Source organism: Bacteroides sp. MSK.20.12, assembly GCF_019052435.1.
Lineage (GTDB): Bacteria > Bacteroidota > Bacteroidia > Bacteroidales > Bacteroidaceae > Bacteroides > Bacteroides xylanisolvens.
Window position 1 is genome coordinate 85,452 of record NZ_JAHQVH010000011.1, and the last position, 20,752, is coordinate 106,203.

Sequence of the window (20,752 nt, forward strand, 5' to 3'; positions counted from 1 at the left end):
TTTTTGCTCGTTTTTTATTCAATAATTAGTTTTCCTGTTTCAAAATGAGCATGTATCCTCTCCATTCGATTCAATAATTCAATCAAGTGAAAGATGTCTTGGTGACGATTTGCAAAGAAATGCATACGAAGATCCATAATTTTGCTATTGCGGAACTCAATATCTATATTATACCAACGCCCTATTTCTTTCATCATGTCAACCAGGGCAACATCGTCAAAATAGAAAAATCCTTCCTTCCAATATAAAAATGATTCAATGTCCACCTCGTTCACAGCAAACGTTCCGTCAGAAGAAAGCTGTGCACTTTGTCCCGGCATCATTTCAACACTATGAATTCCACAAGTATCGCTAACAGCCACTTTTCCTGTAATGAGCGTAACACGGACATCAATAGGAGAGTAGCTACGCACATTAAATTCCGTTCCTAATACGCGAACCTGTAGATTTCCACTTTTCACAATAAAAGGATGTTTTGCATCTTTAGTAACTTTAAAATAAGCTTCACCTTCCAAAGAGACGACTCTTTCTTTTCCTTTAAAAACCGTAGGGTAAGCCAGACGACTATCCGAATTCAAGAAAACTTCAGTCCCATCAGATAAAACGACTTTGAATGTCTCTCCCCTAGGAATACTTAATCTATGTATCTGTACTTTCTGCTTTCCTACTTCCTTGGTTTCTGTCTGAAGAAGAGCACGACTATAATCTATTTCTTTAGAAGACAACTGTGCAGTAGAGGAACGAAAGAGATTCTACCACTTCTTTTAGTGGTTTTATTTCCTTCTCATCATTCACTTGTAAAGTGACTTCTTGGGCAACATGATTGGCTTGAAACACTTGAATGATTTCCGGTTGCGACGAAATCATCATTGCACGCAAAACTAAAATTATGACAACAGTCGCCGCTACACCCGTGGCACTGGCCCACAACAGTATCCGCGTATTTTTTCTTCGATCGTTTTTAGAATGTTTATTATGAAAATCTGCCAATTCATTCCGGACATCAATTGCCAGCATATTTTGTTTTTTCTGCATTTCTATCACAATTTCTGCCAAATCAGAATATGCCTGCAAGCACTCCTCATCTTCTTTCAAATTATGCAATTGATCAGTAGTTATATGAGAACGATTCTCCATAATTTCCAGGAGTTCTTCTTCCGACTTACTTATATTTATATTCTTTTCATCCATAAATAATGTATTCAATATATATATTTACGTTTTAAAGTCTATTCCGGTTACCCTCTTGACCCAATTCTTCGCGAAGAATACGCAAAGCCTTTACTATATTCTTATGAATAGCCGCAACACTTACATTCAATTCTTCGGCCACTTCTTTATATTTCTTATTATGAATATAGCATGCTTCCAATATATGATAATTATAAGGAGTCAACTTTTCCATAGCTTTACGAATACGCAAAACACGAGAATCAGAATGTTGCGAATCGCTTTCTATCATTTTATCAGTTAATTGCGAAGTAAACTCTACATATTCTTCATGGATATTTTGCTTGCGAAGATAGTCAATGCAACGTGTACGAATGATTGTATAAAGATAAGTTTTAGCCGTCGCCTCTTCTATCTTTTCATAATTACGCCACAAATACTCAAAAGCATCACTTACGATATCTCTGCATACCTCAGCGTCATTTATAAAATAATATGCAAAATATACAAACTGTGCATACCATTCATTAAACATTTTGTCAAAAGTAGCCCTGTCATCCATTTAATATCGTATTCTTCTATTATTTTTGGCAGACAAATATACATTAAAACTTAATACGCAGTTGCATTTGCACATCTGCTTTTTTATTTCCACAGATCAAATCATTGCCCGAACCGATCTCATTCCGATCTAAATAGACTGTTTCGCCAAACTTGGTTATGAACAACCAGTGCTTATTCAGTTCATATCTGAGACGGACGCTACAGCGAAATCCACGACCTTGGAAGGACGGTGTGTAGAACGTATAAAGCAATCCGCTTTCCGAAGCATATACGCGCGAATCATAATCCTCTGTAAAAAAGTAACTGCCCTGAACGTCAGCAAACAGCCTGGCCCAAGGCAGTTGGGAGGATATCATTTGTGTAACCTGATATCCTATATTAGCAGCTCTGTCCTGAGAATGAAAATGATTATAATCTAAAGTTGTACGACTGCTTAACACATCTCCTAAAGAATAGTTCAAACGATAACGAAGTTGATGGTGAAAAATAGGAAGTGTTAGTGATCCTTTACTACCTGTCCAATCCCGTTCTTTGCGTTTATAGCGGTACTTCAGATACATGGATAGATAGCTGCGTGGAGTGAAAGTGGCTTGAAGCAATCCGTCTGTTCCGCGAGAGGGTTTATTTACTCTGTATTTTTTCCACGGAAAAGAAAATAAATCGAATGAGGCGAAGAATTTCCAATAGGCAAAAGGAGAAGTCTCCATGCCGATATAATATCCCTGTTCATTTTGTGTCGTACTTCCTTCACCAAAAGAATGGGCAAACATGGCCCAATAGTTATAAGAATAAAACCGGTGTATCAACATGATTTGAGTGTTTTGAACCGGTGAATATTGCAAACGGTTCAAAGAGGCCCAACCTTGTTTTCCGATGGCCGTCTCTCCTTGAAAAGAAAAACGATGCCAGCGGTAAGCATAATCAATCCCCAGATTATAGAAGTTGTTTCCATGAAGATTGTATTTGGAATAGCCTGTTAATTCCGGTTCGTATGGTCGGTTGAAAAGGTAGTAAATACCGGTGATACCCAGTCGAATACGGTTGTGTTGATAACTCACGTGTCCACCTGTTAATTGCATGGTGAATAGGTTCTTTTTATCCGCTTCTTTTTGACTTCGGTGCAGTCCGGTTTTATAGATAGAGGTGATTTCTCCGTCAGTGATTACTCCATCTAATGAACGGTGTGAATAGAAACCGGAAAGATCCCAATCTTTTGCTAAAGAAACAGTGGCAGCTACTCCTCGGAAATAGTTGTATTCGTCGGTAGAAGAATGTTTCTTTATCCCGCTACTACGGCTGTTGAAAGAAGAGGCGTAGATTGTTTTTCCCATCAGATAATCAGTGCTAATCACTAATCCTTGTCCGAAACTAAGCCGATAGTTACCAACAGCTAATGCTTTTAATCGTCCACAATTTTTTAATAACAGATAAAAGGAATAATAATCGTAGCCGTAGCGATTGTGTAAAGCTCCAAAAGGTTCTCCGGCATCTTTTTCAGCAACGACTCCTGCATAGAGTCGGTCACTGTATCGGAAACTGTATTTCACAGAGTTATAAACAGAAGGTCCTAAATAGGTATGTTCATAACCTTTTCGCCTATAAAATGGTATATCAAAGCGAGTTAACAGCTCATTCTTTCCATACTTTGCTGCGCTTTTCAACAGACTTTTCCACCGAAAAGCAGGTTCATTGTTAATAGCTTTTATACAGACAAAAGGTAGTAAATACTGGATTGTTTGCCTATCTATCTCTTCTACCAGTTGAAGTTCATAGATGGTTTTCATCTGTCCGTGTATATAGATGTAGGCCAGCAGATGTTCAATCTGAATATCACTAAGGAAAGGAAACTGTTCGAGTTGTTCACGGGTAGCAACATTCAAATTAACTGGTTCCTGCATACGATTGGAAAGTTCTTCCAATTCATTTTCCCAATTAGGAGTATTAACAGAGTTATCAGTTCCGTTATTAACAGATAAATCTTCAAGAACATCTTCTAAAAGACTTTCGGAAGGGTTTTGAGCACTACAAGCAGGAATTATTAACAGGCTGTTTATAATACTTATCAACCGTAAAAGTTGAATAGTTTTCATCAATAAAATGGTTTATTCTTCCTGCTTTTTAACAGATAAGGCCGCAAAGATACTTTAAATAGGTTAACATCGAAGAGAAATGTCTGAATAATAAAATTTTAATTCTATTTTTGTATCGTGAAAAGAAGGCTTAACATAGTAGTAATGACGCTGTTTGCTATTGTTTGTTGTTCGTTGCGCCTGCAAGCTCAAGATAAACAAAGCATCAATGGATATTTGGTTCCGATGTGTATCTACAATGGAGATACCATTCCATGTGTCCAGTTAAGAACTGTGTATATTTTCCGTCCGTTGAAATTCAAAAATGAAAAGGAACGTCAGGAATATTACCGACTGATTCGCAATGTGAAAAAGGTATATCCTATCTCCAGAGAAATTAACCAGGCCATCATTGAAACTTACGAATATCTTCAGACTTTGCCCAATGAGAAAGCCCGCCAAAAACATATCAAACGGGTTGAAAAAGGCTTGAAAGATCAATATACTCCCCGAATGAAAAAACTCTCGTTTGCACAGGGGAAACTATTGATTAAATTAATAGACCGCCAAAGCAATTCAACCAGTTATGAACTAGTGAAAGCATTTATGGGACCTTTCAAAGCGGGATTCTATCAGACTTTTGCTGCATTGTTCGGTGCCAGCCTGAAAAAAGAATATGATCCGCAAGGGGAAGACAAACTAACGGAACGTGTAGTGTTGATGGTGGAGAACGGACAGATCTAAAATCAATCAGCTTATAAGTTTATAAACTTTATAAACTAATTGATCACTACTCAACCATACTAGTTATCATTTCAAGAATTAACAAGCTTCCTGCAAGGTATTAATTTCCGGTTTCTCAGAAGTTAATACTTGAGTTCCCAGCTATTAATACATATCATATAGGCTGTTAATACCTGACAACTCAAGTATTAACAGCCTGAAAACGAACTATCAACAACTATAATAATAATTACCCAACACCCATAGAATCAACATGGCTCCATATAGTTATAAACAGAACATAGTTATTGATTATGAATGAATTAACTAAGCTATTAACTCGTTATAAACAACTTATTAACCAATCCTGTATTATGACTATTAGTGTAACTTTTTGAATAAATCCCAAATTACAATACCAGTAGTTACGGAAACATTCAACGAATGTTTTGTACCATATTGAGGAATCTCTATACAGCCATCCGAATGGTTAATAACCTCCTGCTGTACCCCTTTCACTTCGTTTCCCATAACGATAGCATACTTCTTAGTTTTATCCAGCTGGAGTTCATCAAGCATGATGCTTCCTTCCGCCTGTTCTACAGAATAAACGATATACCCTTCGTTTTTGAGGTTATCAACAGCATCAACAGCGTTATTAACATACTTCCAGTCGACAGTGAATTCTGCACCCAGCGCAGTCTTATGTATTTCAGGGTGCGGTGGGGTAGCTGTTATACCACACAGATAGATACATTCAATACGGAAAGCATCCGAAGTACGGAACACAGAACCTATATTGTGCAAACTACGAATATCATCCAGCACTACTACCAGAGGCAGTTTTTCAACTTGTTTAAACTCTTCGGCACTGATACGGTTCAGTTCTGTTATTTTCAGTTTACGCATACGTCTTTTATTTTATTATGTTCTTGTCCACAAAGGTAATTCTTTTCAGTTAACAAGGTGTTGATAACGGTTTAAAACCTGTCAAAACTATCGGCAAAGATTTTGAAAAATAATTCTTGCATTATTCAAAAGAAGATATAAGAGGCCTTCATTATGAACATTCCAAAAAACTAACCCAAAACTTTCTACACAGACATAAACATATTTTTCAGCACTTATCTGCCTGTTTATATCCATAAAGTTTTTAACTTTGCACTTTATCAACAGGGAGTTAATAGCAAACTTCCATTTGACGGCATTTAACGATGCTTTCATTGATAATGAAGCAAGTAGGATAGGATATCTTGCCCTTTATATCAGTTCATAACCGACTCATAAAGCAGAAGTATGGACTAATAACTTATCCGGCAAGAAAAATCGTATTTATTTGCTAACATTATTAACAGGCTATCATCACTAACAAAGGATTTTTTTTAAAAGGAAAGAAATAAGAATATTATTATGAATGAACTCATAAAGGCTATTAACGAGCTAAAGAAAGAAAAGAATGCAATCATTCTGGGACACTACTACCAGAAGGGGGAAATACAAGACATCGCCGATTACGTTGGCGACAGTTTGGCATTGGCTCAATGGGCAGCCAAAACGGAAGCGGACATTATTGTGATGTGTGGCGTTCACTTTATGGGGGAAACGGCAAAAGTGCTTTGTCCGGACAAGAAAGTGTTGGTACCCGACATGGCGGCAGGTTGTTCGTTGGCGGACAGTTGTCCGGCAGATCAGTTTGCACAGTTTGTCGAAGAACACCCGGGATACACCGTTATTTCGTACGTCAACACAACAGCTGCCGTGAAAGCAGTGACAGATGTGGTGGTGACTTCCACCAATGCGAAGCAGATCGTGGAAAGCTTCCCCAAAGATGAGAAAATAATCTTTGGTCCGGATAGGAATTTGGGTAATTATATCAACTCTGTTACGAACAGGAATATGCTTCTTTGGGACGGAGCCTGTCACGTGCATGAACAGTTCTCGGTTGAAAAGATTGTGGAATTGAAAGCGCAGCATCCGGAAGCGTTGGTCTTGGCACATCCCGAATGTAAGAGTACAGTATTGAAACTGGCTGATGTGGTAGGATCTACAGCTGCTTTGTTGAAGTATGCCGTGAACCACCCGGGAAACATGTATATTGTGGCTACTGAATCGGGAATCTTGCATGAGATGCAAAAGAAGTGTCCGCAGACAACGTTTATCCCTGCTCCTCCGAACGATAGTACGTGTGGATGTAATGAGTGTAGCTTCATGCGGTTGAATACGTTAGAGAAGCTCTATGAGTGTCTGAAGAATGAAGCACCGGAAATTACGGTAGATCCGGAGGTGGCTAAGAAGGCAGTGAAGCCGATTCAACGAATGTTGGAGATTTCGGCTAAGTTGGGATTATAAAGAAATTTGGTTTTTATTATTGTTCTTGAATGAATAACAGTTAGAAACTGTCTTAAAATAATTCAATTCTTTAAAGATAAAAAAATCCTCCCAGTTTATTAACCGAGAGGATTTTTTATTGTTGATTATTGAATCAATTATTTTTTATTTGGATTCTTCCGAACTTTGAAGCATCTGGAACAACTTATCCAGTTTCGGAGCCATGATAATCTCCGTACGGCGATTCTTGCTTCTTCCTTCTATTGTTTCGTTATCATCAACAGGCATATATTCACCGCGGCCGCTAGGCTGAATCTGTAAAGGATTTACATTGTAATTCTTGATGAGGATACGAACTACGGAAGTGGCACGGATCACACTCAAATCCCAGTTATCTTTGAATTGTACAGTATTGATCGGTTTGTTGTCCGTATGTCCTTCGATAAATACGTCGATGTCCGTCTGTTTGTTCAATACTTCGGCCAGTTTGCCGAGAGCTTCCTCTCCACGTTTATCTAGGCGGGCACTTCCTGACTGGAATAATAATTTGTCGGACATCGCTACATATACTTTTCCGTCTTTCTCGCGGACGGTCAGCTCGTCAGTACTAAAACCAAGTAATGCATCTTTTACATTACTCAAGAGATTTTGTACCTTATCATTCTGTGCCTTAATCATGTCCTGCAATTCATTGATCGTGCGTTCTCTTTCGTTCAGCTCATTTTTCTTCTGGCTCAACAGCGCATTCAGTTTTTCCTGTTCGGTCATGTTGACATTCAACATACTCTGATACTGACGGATACTGTTCCCCATCTTGGTCGTATCACGCAAGAGGTTTTTGACTTGTGCCGATAGCTGGTTACCAACTTCGCGGGAGTTATTCAACAACCCTTGCAGACTGTCTTTGCTTGCGGTGGCTGCCATTTCTGCAAGCATGAACTTCTTTTTTGTTACACACGAAGTACACAATAGGAGCGTAAGTAAAGTAAATAAAGTAATTTTCTTCATTGTGTTTTATATTTTAAGTGGGTATGTATAATCAGCTTTGCAGAAACTCACAAAGTTTCTGTACAGCCAGTGCACGATGGCTGATTTGGTTCTTGATATCATTTCCCAATTCGGCAAAAGTCCGGTCGTAACCTTCAGGCATGAATACAGGATCGTAGCCAAATCCGGAATCACCACGTTTTTCTTTGATTATTTCGCCTTTTATCACTCCTTCAAAGAGATACTCCTTTCCGTCCAGTATCAACGAAATAGCGGTGCGAAATTGCGCTTTACGGTTTTCCTTTCCGTCCAGTTCGTGAAGAAGTTTGAGCATATTTGCCTGGGCGTCGTGTCCTTCACCTCCTGCATAGCGGGCGGAATAGACTCCGGGAGCTCCGTTCAAGGCTTCCACTTCCAATCCCGTATCATCGGCAAAACAATCCAGATGATAGTTTTTGTAGATATAGGAAGATTTTAATAACGCATTTCCTTCCAGTGTTTCAGCAGTTTCGGGAATATCCGTTTGGCAACCGATATCATTGAGACTTAATAATTCTACTTGATCTCCCAGGATAGCGGCCACTTCTTCCAGTTTATGAGCATTATTGGTAGCAAATACAAGTTTGCGTTTCATCATCTTATTTTTTGTTTTAACAGGGTTGTTCACTACTTATCAACCGGTTCTTATTTCACTTTTAGCTTATCGAATCCTTCGCCATACACACCGATAACGGAACTTTGAGAGATAAAAGCATTCGGATCAATGCGTTTTACCAAACGGAAAATTTCGAGTGACTGACGTTTCTTGGCAAGTACTACTAATACTTTCACATTGTTTTTACTGTACCATCCCGTACCGTCGAGTACCGTTACTCCCCGGTCGGCGTCTTTAATGATACGGTCGGCTATTTCATCATATTTCTTGGAGAAGATGAAGAATTGAACCGATTGACGAGCACTGTTGATAATCCAGTCGAGCACAACACCAATAATAAACAGGGTGACAAAACCGAAAATAACCCGGCGCCAATCATGAAATATAAAGTAACAGGAGCTGATAATGAATACATCACATATCATAATCATTCGTCCAAGTGATACATCTTTGTATTTATTGACGATGGCCGCGATAATATCTGTTCCGCCCGTACTTCCATTGTAGTTGAAAGTGATACCGAGGCCTACACCACACATGGCTGCACCGATAATACAAGCCATGAAGTCCTGTCCTGTACCAAGCAATAGCGGCTTGCCGTCCGGCGTCATATCCGGTGCTTCTACGTAATTGTTCACCACCAACTGGAATAACCAAAGCAGAAAAGTCAGCGTAAAAATAGCATAAGTGGTTTTTATACTAAATTTTGGACCTAATACCCGGATTGCGAAGGTCATCAGAACTGCATTAATGATGAAGTATGACCATTGGATTGGGAATCCTGTTGCATAATAGATAATAGCCCCGATACCGGTAGTTCCTCCGGTAGTTATCTGATAAGGTAACAGGAATGCTGCCCATCCCAAAGAATAGCTTATCAATCCGAGAGTGATGTAGATATAATCTTTCACTTCTCTCATTATTTCCGCTTTTGTCAGTTTATGCATGGATTTTAAGTTCAAGTATTAAGTAATAAGTGTTAAGTATTAACCTGGCGGATATATTTGGAAAACGACTACGGATAATACTTAATACTTATTACTTAATACTTATTGTTTTATACTTATTGTTTTATACTTAATACTTTAAATTACAACGTTTACAATCTTTTTCGGAACGACAATGATCTTTTTCGGAGTCTTGCCGTCAATCCACTTCTGTGAACGTTCGTCGGCCAATACTGCCGCCTGGATAGCGTCCGAAGCTTCATCTGCTGCAAATTCCATATTGAAACGTGCCTTTCCGTTGAAAGAGATGGTATAGTTGATAGTATCTTCTTTCAGATATTCTTCGTTGTATGCAGGCCATTGGGCGTCGCATACGGAAGTTTCGTGTCCCAATACATCCCACAACTCTTCGCAGACATGCGGAGCGAAAGGAACGAGAGTGATAACGAGCTGTTCCAGAATCTCTTTTTTGCTGCATTTCAGGTTGAAGAGTTCGTTTACACAAATCATGAATGCGCTGATAGATGTATTGTAAGAGAACTGTTCAATATCACCAGTCACCTTCTTGATTAATTTATGAAGGCTCTTCAATTCTTCTTTTGTTGCAGGTTCGTCCGTTACCAGATATTCGTCCGTACGGCTGTAGAACAACGACCAGAATTTACGGATAAAACGGTGTACACCGTCGATTCCGTTTGTATCCCACGGTTTAGACTGTTCTACCGGACCGAGGAACATTTCGTACATACGAAGTGTATCTGCACCGTATTTCTCAACAATCATATCCGGATTGACTACATTGAACATAGATTTACTCATCTTTTCAACTGCCCATCCGCAGACATATTTTCCGTCTTCGAGGATAAATTCGGCTGTTTTATATTCAGGACGCCATGCTTTGAATGCTTCCAAATCCAAAATATCATTAGATACGATATTTACGTCTACGTGAATAGGGGTAACTTCGTACTGATCTTTCAAGTTCAGTGAAACGAAAGTATTGGTGTCTTTGATACGATATACAAAGTTGCTGCGGCCTTGAATCATTCCTTGGTTTACTAACTTTTGGAATGGCTCTTCCATTACAGACACACCCATGTCATACAGGAATTTATTCCAGAAACGAGAATAAATCAAGTGACCTGTTGCATGTTCGGTACCACCTACATATAGGTCTACATTTTTCCAGTACTGGTCAATTTTCGGATCAACTAATGCCTGATGATTATGCGGGTCCATGTAGCGGAGATAGTAAGCCGAAGAACCGGCGAATCCCGGCATGGTGTTCAGTTCTAGCGGGAAGACGGTTACATGGTCAATCTTCTCATTTTCTACGACACATTTGTTTACTGTATCCCAAGCCCATTTAGTTGCGTGTCCCAATGGAGGCTCACCTGTTTCGGTAGGCAGGAATTTAGCGACTTCCGGAAGTTCCAGCGGCAGACTGGCTTCGTCAATCATATAGGGCATTCCGTCTTTGTAGTAAACAGGGAACGGCTCACCCCAGTAACGTTGGCGAGAGAAAATAGCGTCACGCAGACGGTAGTTCACTTTCACACGGCCCAGATTGTGCTCTTTTACATATTTCTTGGTTGTCTCTATCGCTTCTTTGATGGTCAGTCCGTTCAATGAAAGATCACAGTAAGGAGTGACATCAAGACGCGGAGAGTTGCAAACAATGCCTTCTTTTGCATCGAAACTTTCTTCGCTTACATCACAGCCTTCTACCAACGGACGGATTTCCAATCCGAAATGTTTGGCAAATGCATAGTCGCGGCTATCATGAGCAGGTACAGCCATAATAGCTCCTGTTCCGTATCCGGCTAGTACGTAATCGCTGATCCATACAGGCACTGCTTCACCTGTGAACGGATTAATAGCATACGAACCACTGAACACACCGGTAACACTACGGTCGGCAATACGTTCGCGTTCCGTACGTTTTTTGGTACGATCGAGGTAGGCGTCTACTTCTGCTTTTTGTTCAGGAGTCGTTAACTGTGCCACCAATTCACTTTCCGGAGCCAATACCATAAAGGTAACACCGAACATGGTATCTGCACGAGTGGTAAAAATAGTGAATTCGGGGTCACTGTCTTTTACTTTGAATTGCACTTCGGCACCTTCCGAACGTCCGATCCAGTTTCTTTGGGTTTCTTTCAGAGAATCTGTCCATTCGATCGTGTCCAATCCATCAAGCAAGCGTTGTGCATACGCAGATACACGCAGACACCATTGGCGCATTTTCTTCTGGATAACAGGAAAACCGCCACGTTCGCTGACTCCGTCTACTACCTCGTCGTTAGCCAGTACAGTTCCTAATTCGGCACACCAGTTTACCATTGTTTCACCCAGATAAGCGATACGATAGTTCATCAGGATTTCCTGCTTTTCTTTTTCGCTTTTGGCGTTCCACTCTTCGGCAGTAAAGCTGATATCTTCGCTGCAAGCGGCATTGAGTCCTTCGTTTCCGTAGATGGCGAAGGCTTTTTCCAGTTCTTCGATAGGACGGGCTTCCTGTTCATCGTTACAATAATAGCTGTTGAACATTTTTTGGAAGGCCCATTGGGTCCAATGATAATATTCCGGGTCGCAAGTACGGATTTCACGGTTCCAGTCGAAAGAGAAACCTATTTTGTCCAACTGCTCGCGGTAGCGGTTGATATTGTTGACGGTAGTGATAGCAGGATGCTGTCCGGTCTGGATAGCATATTGTTCTGCCGGCAAACCGTAAGCGTCATATCCCATTGGGTTGAGTACATTGAAGCCCTGCAGTCGTTTGTAACGGGCGTAAATATCCGAAGCAATGTATCCCAGCGGATGACCTACGTGTAGACCAGCTCCTGATGGGTAAGGAAACATGTTTAGTACATAAAATTTTTGCTTCGAATCATCTTCCGTAACTTGGTAGGTTTTCTCTTCTACCCACCTTTTCTGCCACTTCTTTTCAATTTCTCTGAAATTGTACTCCATAGTGATAAAGTTTTTATTTATAGTGATTTATACTGTTATTTCTAATTCGAGGCACAAATTTACGTGTTTATTTTCAGATAACCACGCTTTCCCTATTGACTTTCTTCTTTTTATTTTGTATATTTGAGGTCAATAATGATAAAGAAATAACAATGAAATATATAAATTTTATTACATAAAGTTCAATAGGTTAATATGCGAATTGCATAACGAGGATAACGAATGGGCAAGAAACTGTGAAGGTTCTTGCCCATTTTTGTTGCAATAATTCTATTTTAGGTATTGAAAGTGTCAAAAAAGAGTTTATAATAAACTTGGATACCGTTTATAATAAACCTCTTTGTTATTTATTAAAAACTTGAATAGAGTTTATTCGATTTCGAGGCTTTCGTGTAAAGAAGAAAGAATGATTGCAATGAATAACCGGCATCTTCTTTTCTTCTTTAATAAATAATTTCTACAATATACTGAATGAGTGTATTGATTATATTATTTTACAATATGTCATTGTTTTGCCCGATAATCGATCATTCAACGTAAAAAGCTCCTGCTGTCTGTTCAATCAGTTCGGACTTATGAGTCAGTTCTCCGGATTGAATAGAAACCATCATTGAGTCAAAAAAAATGCAGAAATCGTCTGTCATATCATATAATTCTGTAATTTTGTTGTGCAAGCCCTGTAAAACTAAAACAGCATTTCCAAGTTAATCTTTTAATACTAAAAATACATATAAGTATGAAAATGAATCTTCATTGTTTTGCGAATCTTATCCCGATAATGATTCTCGCGCTTTTCTCGAATAGCGGACTGATAAACGCAACCGAAGTCGGAAAACGTACTGACGCATTGGAAGCATCAGCCTGGAACGAATCCAAATGGATTTCCGCAGTAGACGCTCCTGTAGTGAAAGGACATAATGACGGTCGCGCAGCCGATGGCGCGAGTTGGTTCGTGTCCACCGTGAAAAACGAACAGAAAATTGTCTCTGCCAAGTGGATGACCGCTGGACTGGGAGTTTATGAGTTGTATGTGAATGGGAAACCCGTAGGCGAGGAATTTCTGAAACCGGGCTTCACACACTATGCCAAGACCAAACGTTCTTTCACCTATGATATTACAGACATCATCCGTACCAAGCCAAACGCCGAGAATATGCTCTCCGTACAGGTGACGCCGGGATGGTGGGCTGACAAAATCATAACCCCTGGAGGATATGACGGCATGATAGGCAAGAAATGTGCCTTCCGTGGTGTACTGGAACTGACTTTTTCTGACGGAAGCAAAAAGCGTTACGGTACTGATCTTAAAAATTGGAAAGCCGGAATTGCCGGCCCAGTGAAACATGCTGGTATCTTTGACGGAGAAGAGTATGATGCACGCGAGTCGATGGGCTACGAATGCGTGGAGAAACTCTCCACGCCCGAAGAGAACACCGAATTCTCTGGCGATATCCTGCCTTCGGACGGAGCGGAAGTCTATCTGCGTACTGATCTCGCCCTCGCTCCTGTCAAAGCATACGTTTGGAAGAATGTAGAAGGAGCAAAGGAGAATGAGTTCGGTAAGGTAATTATTGCCCGTGAGTTCGCATCGGGTACGGAGATGACCGTAAGTCCGGGAGAGACGTTAGTGGTGGACTTCGGACAAAATTGTGCCGGCGTACCTTCTTTCGTATTCAAAGCTGCCGAGGGAACGGTGCTGACTTGCCTTCCTGCAGAGCTGCTCAATGACGGCAATGGTGCCAAGATTCGTGGGATGGACGGTCCGGAAGGAAGCTGCCATCGCGAAAACCTGCGCATCCCCCACACCGGTATCCGTCTGGATTACACCTTTGCTGGCGGAGATAACTATGTGGCCTATTATCCTCACTGCACCTTCTTTGGTTACCGCTACGTCTCCATAATTGCCACTGGGAATGTTGCCATCAAGTCGTTGAAGTCCATCCCCGTTACTTCCATCGCAAAGGAACTGGAGACCGGCACTATCACCACAGGCAACGACCTTGTGAACAAGCTCATCTCCAACACTTATTGGGGACAGCTATCCAACTACCTGTCCATACCCACCGACTGTCCGCAACGCGACGAGCGTCTGGGCTGGACAGCAGACACACAAGTGTTTGCAGAAACCGGTACGTTCTTTGCTAACACCATGAAGTTTTTCCATAAGTGGATGCGTGACATGCGCGACACTCAAAACAGTTTGGGCGGATTCCCCGGAGTGGCTCCCTTGGCACAATACGGTGATGAGAAAATGCGTTTGGGTTGGGCCGATGCCGGAATCATCGTGCCTTGGACGGTATGGAAGCAATTCGGTGATACGCAAATCATCGAGGAGAGCTGGAACGCCATGGACCTGTTTATGAATCACATCAACGACACCAAGTATAACCACGAGACTCTCTGCGGTGAGAACGGCAACTACCAATGGGCCGACTGGTTGAGCTACGAACCACTGGAAAGTTGTAGCGGACTGGCTTTCTCTCCCCAAGGTCCGCTTCCTGATGCCGTCAGCTATTGGAACTATTTGAGCGCTTCCTACTGGGTGATAGATGCTTTCATGATGCGGGATATGGCTGCCGCCACCGGTCGCGATGCCGCCAAGTACCAGCAAATGGCCGATTCGGCAAAGGCATACATCAAAAAGAACTTCCTCAACGAGGACGGCACCTTCAAAACCGCCATCCTCAACACCATGCAAACTCCTGCCTTGTTTGCCTTGAAGAACCAGCTTGTGGAAGGCGAAGCCAAAGCGAAGATGATAGACCGCCTGCGTGAAAACTTCGCACAGCACGATCTTTGCTTGCAGACCGGATTCTTGGGCACATCCATTCTCATGGCCACCCTCACGGAGAATGGCATGGAAGACATTGCCTATGAACTCCTCTTTCAACGTAAGAACCCAAGCTGGCTGTATTCTGTGGACAATGGAGCCACCACCATCTGGGAACGGTGGAACAGCTATATGATAGACAAAGGAATGGGACCGCGCGGCATGAACAGCTTCAATCATTATGCCTATGGATGCGTATGTGAATGGATTTGGGAAACCGTTGCCGGCATCGCAGCCGATCCTGCCACCCCCGGCTTCAAACATATCATTATGAAGCCCATTCCAGACAAGCGGTTAGGACACGTGACTGCCGAATACCGTTCCGCCGCCGGACTCATCAAGAGTGCCTGGAAATACGAAGGAGATACCTGGATTTGGGAATTCACCATTCCTAAGGGTGTTACCGCTACCGTAACCCTTCCCGGAGAGATGAAGTCAAAGGAGTATGGAAGTGGAACTTACAAGGTGACCAAATAGTTCTTCATGTAAGAATTTGATAGTAAGGAGATGTATCGAAACTCTCTTTTAACGTGATTACCCTCATTACAGCTATTTGTGATGAGGGTAATTCTTCATTTTTACAATATATGGTTATATCTTGTCTTTCTCTTCTTTTTCTATCATCTCGTCGTAATATGTTATGCGTGCAGCACATTCTCGGATAGTCACTTCGCGCAGTACCTCTGTTCGTGCCAGCATATACTCGTATTCCTCTTTGTTGACGGTGAACAGCCGGTTGTATCGCGCTTCGATATATGCCCTGCATAATTTATCAAATGCTTTATTATCTTCGAAAGTATTGGTAGGAAACACATTAGCAAATCCTCGTGAACAGCTTCTGACCATCGCTCCCAGTACTTTTAATTCATGAGATTTAGGGCGAATTCCGTTATACACAAGCGTAAATGATTTGTAGAAGCGCTCGCAGGCTTGATGTAATAAGAAAGAACCTAATTTATAGTCTCCATCTTCATAGGCTAGTTCGCCATGTCTTAAGAATCCTTCTGCTAAAGGAAAACATTCTTCATATTCTTCCTCTGCATATTGCTTAATCTCCCGATACGGCAACTTTTCAGGTTTGCCAATATGAAACGTACCATTGTCATACAACAGAATTCCGTCTTTTATAATTTCATAAAAGAAATAATGCTTCCTTCTTATAGCTCTATTAATGGTCACTGGAGTTTCTACAATAATATTAGGCGGTGCCGGATGCCGCTTTCCTTCCATTCTTGTATCATATTTAGGAACGATCACCTCGCGCGCATGCCTCTCTGCTTTATTTGCGTCTCTCGTATCACATATCACCAGAATATCCAAATCACTTTGGTAGTAAGTAGTTACTCCACGTTCGTCGTATGTTTCATCCCAGATGACATATTTTCCCCGCGCATAACTTCCATACAAGATAATCATACGCACATTCGTAAGATTCGACAATATCAGCTCTTGCAACACCGCCAACTCTTCTTGCGTGCGTTTGGGCAAACGTTTTATTGATCTTTTCATATTGTTAGCCTATCTGTTAAACCTCTTCACATATCGGCATATCCATTCCTTTGTATACAACCACAATCTTATGAAGCTGTGTAGTGCCGACTGCTCTCTTTACCGTATCAGTGTCAGCATAGCGATTCGCTTGGGCAATAGCTTCCTGTCGCAGTTCTTCCACGCGGCTTTCGGGATCTTTATACTTGGCATACTTTAGTTCCACAATGTAGCTGTGCTTCATGTCTGAATAGATATCCAGTAGCGGACAGAGGAAAATGTCGACATAGCCTGCCTGTGTGTCCTGTTCGGAAATGGGACGGTAGAAACGGTTTTGTGCCGTCATGGCAAGCGTAAAGCCGTGGACAAAAAATTCACCTTTCTGCTTGTCACGCTGGGAGGTGTAGCGTTTCAGGCAGTCAGCAATATAACCGAAATAGGCTTTCCAGTCGCCATCGTAGGCAAGAGCGCTGGCAAGTTCGTTCTTTTCGTAACTACTGAAATTGAGTTCGGCTTCGTTATAGGTACTTAGCAGATAAGTGTAGATTTGTTCGCGGACTACCTGATTAGGGATGGTGAGTTTGGTCTTTCCTTTATACGTGCCGCTAATGGTGAGCATACCGAAATAGTAGAGCAGGCTCACAAAGTTGTCGGGATTGGTGATATTGATGGCAGGAAAACCTTTTTTCAGTTCTCCGGTGACGTAACCTTCGCTCACCAATGTTTGTATGATGGAGGCATCATGGGCAAACTCTTTGTCCTTCCGGATGAGCATACGTAATTTTTCGTAGTCGATACGGATATTGTCTTCTACCATATCCCGGGGGGCTTTGCCTCGTTGGATATAATTCTTGACGAAGTAGAGCACCATATTGGAGTTGTACATAGTGGTTTCACCATAACATTCTTCCGCAAAGCAGTAGTTGTCATACCAGGGTTTCATTATTTCTATCAGTTCGTCCACACTGTGGTTGAACGGACTGGTAGTGGAATAGTAAGTGAGCATTTGGCGCACTTCTTCTTCCGTGAAACCTATCATCTCGTTGAATTCCGGCGTGAGCGAGTAGTTGGTTCCGATGTTGAAACCGCTTGTGAGGTCGTCCATTGTCACGGGGCTTACACCGGTAATGAAACAACGCTCGATACTGGAATAAGTTCCAGCTTTAATTTTATTGAAGAAGGCGCGCAGATAACCTTCGCCATGTGTTTCGTCCGTATAGCGGTGCAGGCTTTCTATATCCGAGAGGATGGCATTGGTGAAATGGTCGTATTCGTCAATAAAAAGGTAAATACGTTGGTTGGTCTTATTACATTCTGTGAACAGGTATTCAAATTGTTCGACAGCTCCTTCTTTTTTGTCGAGTTCTTCCTTGATGCCTTTGGGGAGATAGTCGGCGTAAATATCACAGAAATAGTCGAACATTGTTTGGCAATGCGCGTCCAGTCCTTTGCGGTAGTTGTGTAGTTCGCCTACTATTCCGGAGAAGTTGAGGTATAGTACCAGATAGCTGTTCCGATCGCGCGTAGGGTGCTTTCCGATATAAAGGTCGCCAAACAGGGCATCGAACTTATCTTTGGCAAGTATATCATAATAGTGCTGCAACATATTTACTGTGAGGCTTTTGCCGAAACGGCGCGGACGAATAAAGAAGAAAAACTTGTCCGCCTCTTCTATCATGGGTATAAACCGGGTTTTGTCTACATAATAACAGTCGTCGCGGCGGATTACTGCAAAGTTCATCATGCCGTATGGGATACGTTTCCTGTCCGGTGCTATATATTTTTCCATAACTTATACCTTATTTTAGGAACTTTCTTTGAACATAAACAAAGGTACGGGCTTTTTGTTACTTCTCCAAACAAACATTCCATAACTTCTCGCTATCTTTGCACTCTATTAAACAAACATCACCACCATTATGGAATTGAAGCATGGATATTACCATCTGATTGCGATACTTGTAGTTGCTATCTGGGGATTGACTTTCATATCAACCAAAGTATTGATTAATCACGGACTGACCCCACAGGAGATATTCTTCTATCGTTTTCTTATTGCCTATCTGGGCATTTGGGTGATTTCTCCCAAACGTCTGTTTACGAGTAATTGGAAAGACGAACTTTGGTTGATGGCAGGAGGTTTTTTCGGTGGTTCACTCTATTTCTTTACAGAGAATACAGCTTTGGGAATTACGCAAGCATCCAATGTCGCTTTCATCATTTGCACAGCTCCCTTGCTTACTACCATTCTTTCCCTTCTCTTTTATAAGAGTGAAAAAGCCACCAAAGGTTTGATTTATGGTTCCATATTAGCTTTAATTGGGGTGGGACTGGTGGTCTTCAACGGTAGTTTTGTACTCAAATTATCTCCAGTAGGGGATTTGCTCACTTTACTTGCCGCCCTGTCGTGGGCATTTTATAGTTTGGTGATAAAGAAAATGACAGGGCGTTACCCCACTGTATTTATCACCCGCAAAATATTCTTTTATGGAGTATTGACCATACTTCCCGCCTTTCTTCTTCATCCGCTGCAACCGGATTTCGATGTACTTTTAAAACCGGTTGTATTATCTAATCTCTTATTTTTGGCCGTCCTGGCATCCTTGGTTTGTTATGTCCTCTGGAATGTGGTATTGAAACAGCTGGGAACCGTTAGAGCCTCCAATTATATCTATCTCAATCCGTTGGTGACTATGGTAGCTTCGGTTATCATTCTCCACGAAAAAATCACGTGGATTACATTATTGGGAGCAGGTTGCATTATTTTTGGAGTCTATCAGGCAGAAAAGAAATAAGAAAGAATTTTTTCTATATGCAAATAAGAAATTCTTTCTTATTTCAGTTTGAATGACAGATCTGTTTTATATCTTATTTAGCGAGTAATTGGAGAATTTTATTACTAACATCGCTGTTTTCCTGAACACCGCCAAAAAGCTTGGATTGTGGACCGTATGCAAACAGTGGAACCATGATTGGTGTATGTCCTTTAGATACAAACATTGCTTTCATTTTGCCTTCTTTTATGTTTCCGTCACGTAAAGCTAATGCTCCGGTTTCATGATCAGCTGAAATAATCACTAATGTATTTCCATCTTTTTCTGCAAATCTGATGGCAGCTTCTACCGCCTTATCAAAGTCCAATACTTCACGGACAACTGCCGAATAATCATTGCTGTGCGCACTTTTATCTATTCGGGCACCTTCTACCATTAAGAAGAAACCGTTAGTACTCCTGCTCGAAAGATAGTCAATAGCCATTTGGGTGGTAGACGGAAGGAAATCTCCCCGGTTTTCGTTTACAGAAGCTGTTTTGCTCTTTGTGGGTAAGTATCCCAGTTTTTTAGATTTCTTGATAGCTTTGTCATTCGGTTCCTCTATGATGGTAAACTCTTTTTTGATTTCCTTTTGAACGTTTGGTGCTTGTTTTTCAAATAGTTCATAACTACCGGCAGAAAAGAATGTCAGCTTACTGTTAGGAAGATCTGCCCAAATTTCTTTAGACATTCCACGTTCCGGTTGGTGAGCAAAGAAAGCAGCAGGAGTAGCTCCGTCGAGATTGTCAGTGGTAACGATTCCTGAAATGTAGCCATAGCCGGATAACTTCTCCGGTAAGTTTGGAATAACTTGGTTATTTTCATCCATTCCGAGCGCTCCGTTTTTAGTTTTTTTTCCGGTTGAGTAAGCAGTTCCGGAAGCAGCTGAATCTGTTGTAAACTTGTTGGCAGATTGCGTTCTGACGAAACCGCATGTTTTTAAATTAGTGATAGTAAGCTGTCCTTGATTGGCATACATTCCTGAACAGATATGTGCCAGTCCCATGCCGTCACCTATCATTAAGATGACATTCTTCACCGGTTTGTCGGTAGCATCCATGTCAAATGAAGGAACATACGAACTTTGTGGATTTTCGTTCTTAAAATCTCCTTTGACGATTTCTTGTGCTGATAGATTATAGCAAAAGAATAAGGAGAAAATAAATAAATGAGCTTTAAATTTTACATTCATGGCTAATATGTTT

General features: G+C 41.2%; 14 protein-coding genes and 1 pseudogene. 4 read left to right on the forward strand and 11 right to left on the reverse strand.

Going from position 1 to position 20,752, the window contains the following annotated elements:
• Positions 1-14: 14 nt before the first annotated feature.
• From KTR06_RS08200 to KTR06_RS08210, 3 genes and pseudogenes are all read right to left on the reverse strand, one after another.
• Positions 15-1,191: pseudogene (locus tag KTR06_RS08200) on the reverse strand (FecR family protein).
• 31 nt (positions 1,192-1,222) lie between these two features.
• The gene (locus KTR06_RS08205) at positions 1,223-1,732 is read right to left on the reverse strand and encodes a sigma-70 family RNA polymerase sigma factor (protein WP_004316100.1); all 510 of its coding nucleotides are present in this window, start codon (positions 1,730-1,732) and stop codon (positions 1,223-1,225) included.
• A 43-nt stretch (positions 1,733-1,775) separates the two neighbouring features.
• Positions 1,776-3,824, reverse strand: a complete 2,049-nt coding sequence (locus KTR06_RS08210; protein ID WP_151923896.1) for a helix-hairpin-helix domain-containing protein — start codon at positions 3,822-3,824, stop codon at positions 1,776-1,778.
• 144 nt (positions 3,825-3,968) lie between these two features.
• Between KTR06_RS08210 and KTR06_RS08215 the strand changes: the two genes are divergently transcribed.
• The gene (locus KTR06_RS08215) at positions 3,969-4,547 is read left to right on the forward strand and encodes a DUF4294 domain-containing protein (protein WP_004308443.1); all 579 of its coding nucleotides are present in this window, start codon (positions 3,969-3,971) and stop codon (positions 4,545-4,547) included.
• A 360-nt stretch (positions 4,548-4,907) separates the two neighbouring features.
• Here KTR06_RS08215 and KTR06_RS08220 read toward each other — a convergent pair whose 3' ends face one another.
• Complete coding sequence (locus tag KTR06_RS08220) at positions 4,908-5,435, reverse strand: RNA methyltransferase (RefSeq protein WP_195402011.1); 528 nt, start codon at positions 5,433-5,435, stop codon at positions 4,908-4,910.
• A gap of 501 nt (positions 5,436-5,936) precedes the next feature.
• On the opposite strand from KTR06_RS08220, the gene nadA reads away from it, so the two are divergent.
• Positions 5,937-6,875, forward strand: coding sequence for a quinolinate synthase NadA (nadA, locus tag KTR06_RS08225; protein ID WP_217290193.1), 939 nt, complete (start codon positions 5,937-5,939; stop codon positions 6,873-6,875).
• Between the two features lie 144 nt (positions 6,876-7,019).
• Here nadA and KTR06_RS08230 read toward each other — a convergent pair whose 3' ends face one another.
• The 4 genes from KTR06_RS08230 to leuS form a co-directional block, all read right to left on the reverse strand.
• Positions 7,020-7,862: an OmpA family protein gene (locus tag KTR06_RS08230; protein ID WP_008641420.1), complete on the reverse strand. Its 843-nt coding sequence runs from the start codon at positions 7,860-7,862 to the stop codon at positions 7,020-7,022.
• Between the two features lie 31 nt (positions 7,863-7,893).
• Positions 7,894-8,475: a non-canonical purine NTP diphosphatase gene (locus tag KTR06_RS08235; RefSeq protein ID WP_004314157.1), complete on the reverse strand. Its 582-nt coding sequence runs from the start codon at positions 8,473-8,475 to the stop codon at positions 7,894-7,896.
• Positions 8,476-8,525: 50 nt separating this feature from the next.
• Positions 8,526-9,443 (reverse strand): YitT family protein, encoded by a 918-nt coding sequence (locus tag KTR06_RS08240; protein WP_004314158.1) that lies wholly within the window; start codon positions 9,441-9,443, stop codon positions 8,526-8,528.
• 138 nt (positions 9,444-9,581) lie between these two features.
• Entirely contained in the window at positions 9,582-12,416 is a 2,835-nt protein-coding gene (leuS, locus tag KTR06_RS08245) for a leucine--tRNA ligase (protein ID WP_217290194.1), read from the reverse strand.
• 736 nt (positions 12,417-13,152) lie between these two features.
• Between leuS and KTR06_RS08250 the strand changes: the two genes are divergently transcribed.
• On the forward strand, positions 13,153-15,723 hold the full coding sequence (locus tag KTR06_RS08250) for a family 78 glycoside hydrolase catalytic domain (RefSeq protein WP_217290195.1): 2,571 nt from the start codon (positions 13,153-13,155) through the stop codon (positions 15,721-15,723).
• Positions 15,724-15,837: 114 nt separating this feature from the next.
• On the opposite strand, the gene KTR06_RS08255 is transcribed toward KTR06_RS08250, so the two are convergent.
• Complete coding sequence (locus tag KTR06_RS08255; protein WP_008775344.1) at positions 15,838-16,755, reverse strand: HEPN domain-containing protein; 918 nt, start codon at positions 16,753-16,755, stop codon at positions 15,838-15,840.
• A gap of 16 nt (positions 16,756-16,771) precedes the next feature.
• Complete coding sequence (locus tag KTR06_RS08260; protein ID WP_217290196.1) at positions 16,772-18,523, reverse strand: AAA family ATPase; 1,752 nt, start codon at positions 18,521-18,523, stop codon at positions 16,772-16,774.
• Between the two features lie 130 nt (positions 18,524-18,653).
• Between KTR06_RS08260 and KTR06_RS08265 the strand changes: the two genes are divergently transcribed.
• Positions 18,654-19,529 (forward strand): DMT family transporter, encoded by an 876-nt coding sequence (locus KTR06_RS08265; RefSeq protein WP_004298693.1) that lies wholly within the window; start codon positions 18,654-18,656, stop codon positions 19,527-19,529.
• Between the two features lie 73 nt (positions 19,530-19,602).
• Here KTR06_RS08265 and KTR06_RS08270 read toward each other — a convergent pair whose 3' ends face one another.
• Positions 19,603-20,739 (reverse strand): alkaline phosphatase, encoded by a 1,137-nt coding sequence (locus KTR06_RS08270; protein ID WP_004298690.1) that lies wholly within the window; start codon positions 20,737-20,739, stop codon positions 19,603-19,605.
• Positions 20,740-20,752: the final 13 nt, after the last annotated feature.

What these genes read in the sequence shown, in the direction of transcription:
- KTR06_RS08205 (WP_004316100.1), bottom strand. Translation starts at nt 1,732, where the DNA reads ATGGATGACAGGGCTACTTTTGACAAAATGTTTAATGAATGGTATGCA.
- KTR06_RS08210 (WP_151923896.1), bottom strand. Translation starts at nt 3,824, where the DNA reads ATGAAAACTATTCAACTTTTACGGTTGATAAGTATTATAAACAGCCTG.
- KTR06_RS08215 (WP_004308443.1), top strand. Translation starts at nt 3,969, where the DNA reads ATGACGCTGTTTGCTATTGTTTGTTGTTCGTTGCGCCTGCAAGCTCAA.
- KTR06_RS08220 (WP_195402011.1), bottom strand. Translation starts at nt 5,435, where the DNA reads ATGCGTAAACTGAAAATAACAGAACTGAACCGTATCAGTGCCGAAGAG.
- nadA (WP_217290193.1), top strand. Translation starts at nt 5,937, where the DNA reads ATGAATGAACTCATAAAGGCTATTAACGAGCTAAAGAAAGAAAAGAAT.
- KTR06_RS08230 (WP_008641420.1), bottom strand. Translation starts at nt 7,862, where the DNA reads ATGAAGAAAATTACTTTATTTACTTTACTTACGCTCCTATTGTGTACT.
- KTR06_RS08235 (WP_004314157.1), bottom strand. Translation starts at nt 8,475, where the DNA reads ATGAAACGCAAACTTGTATTTGCTACCAATAATGCTCATAAACTGGAA.
- KTR06_RS08240 (WP_004314158.1), bottom strand. Translation starts at nt 9,443, where the DNA reads ATGCATAAACTGACAAAAGCGGAAATAATGAGAGAAGTGAAAGATTAT.
- leuS (WP_217290194.1), bottom strand. Translation starts at nt 12,416, where the DNA reads ATGGAGTACAATTTCAGAGAAATTGAAAAGAAGTGGCAGAAAAGGTGG.
- KTR06_RS08250 (WP_217290195.1), top strand. Translation starts at nt 13,153, where the DNA reads ATGAAAATGAATCTTCATTGTTTTGCGAATCTTATCCCGATAATGATT.
- KTR06_RS08255 (WP_008775344.1), bottom strand. Translation starts at nt 16,755, where the DNA reads ATGAAAAGATCAATAAAACGTTTGCCCAAACGCACGCAAGAAGAGTTG.
- KTR06_RS08260 (WP_217290196.1), bottom strand. Translation starts at nt 18,523, where the DNA reads ATGGAAAAATATATAGCACCGGACAGGAAACGTATCCCATACGGCATG.
- KTR06_RS08265 (WP_004298693.1), top strand. Translation starts at nt 18,654, where the DNA reads ATGGAATTGAAGCATGGATATTACCATCTGATTGCGATACTTGTAGTT.
- KTR06_RS08270 (WP_004298690.1), bottom strand. Translation starts at nt 20,739, where the DNA reads ATGAATGTAAAATTTAAAGCTCATTTATTTATTTTCTCCTTATTCTTT.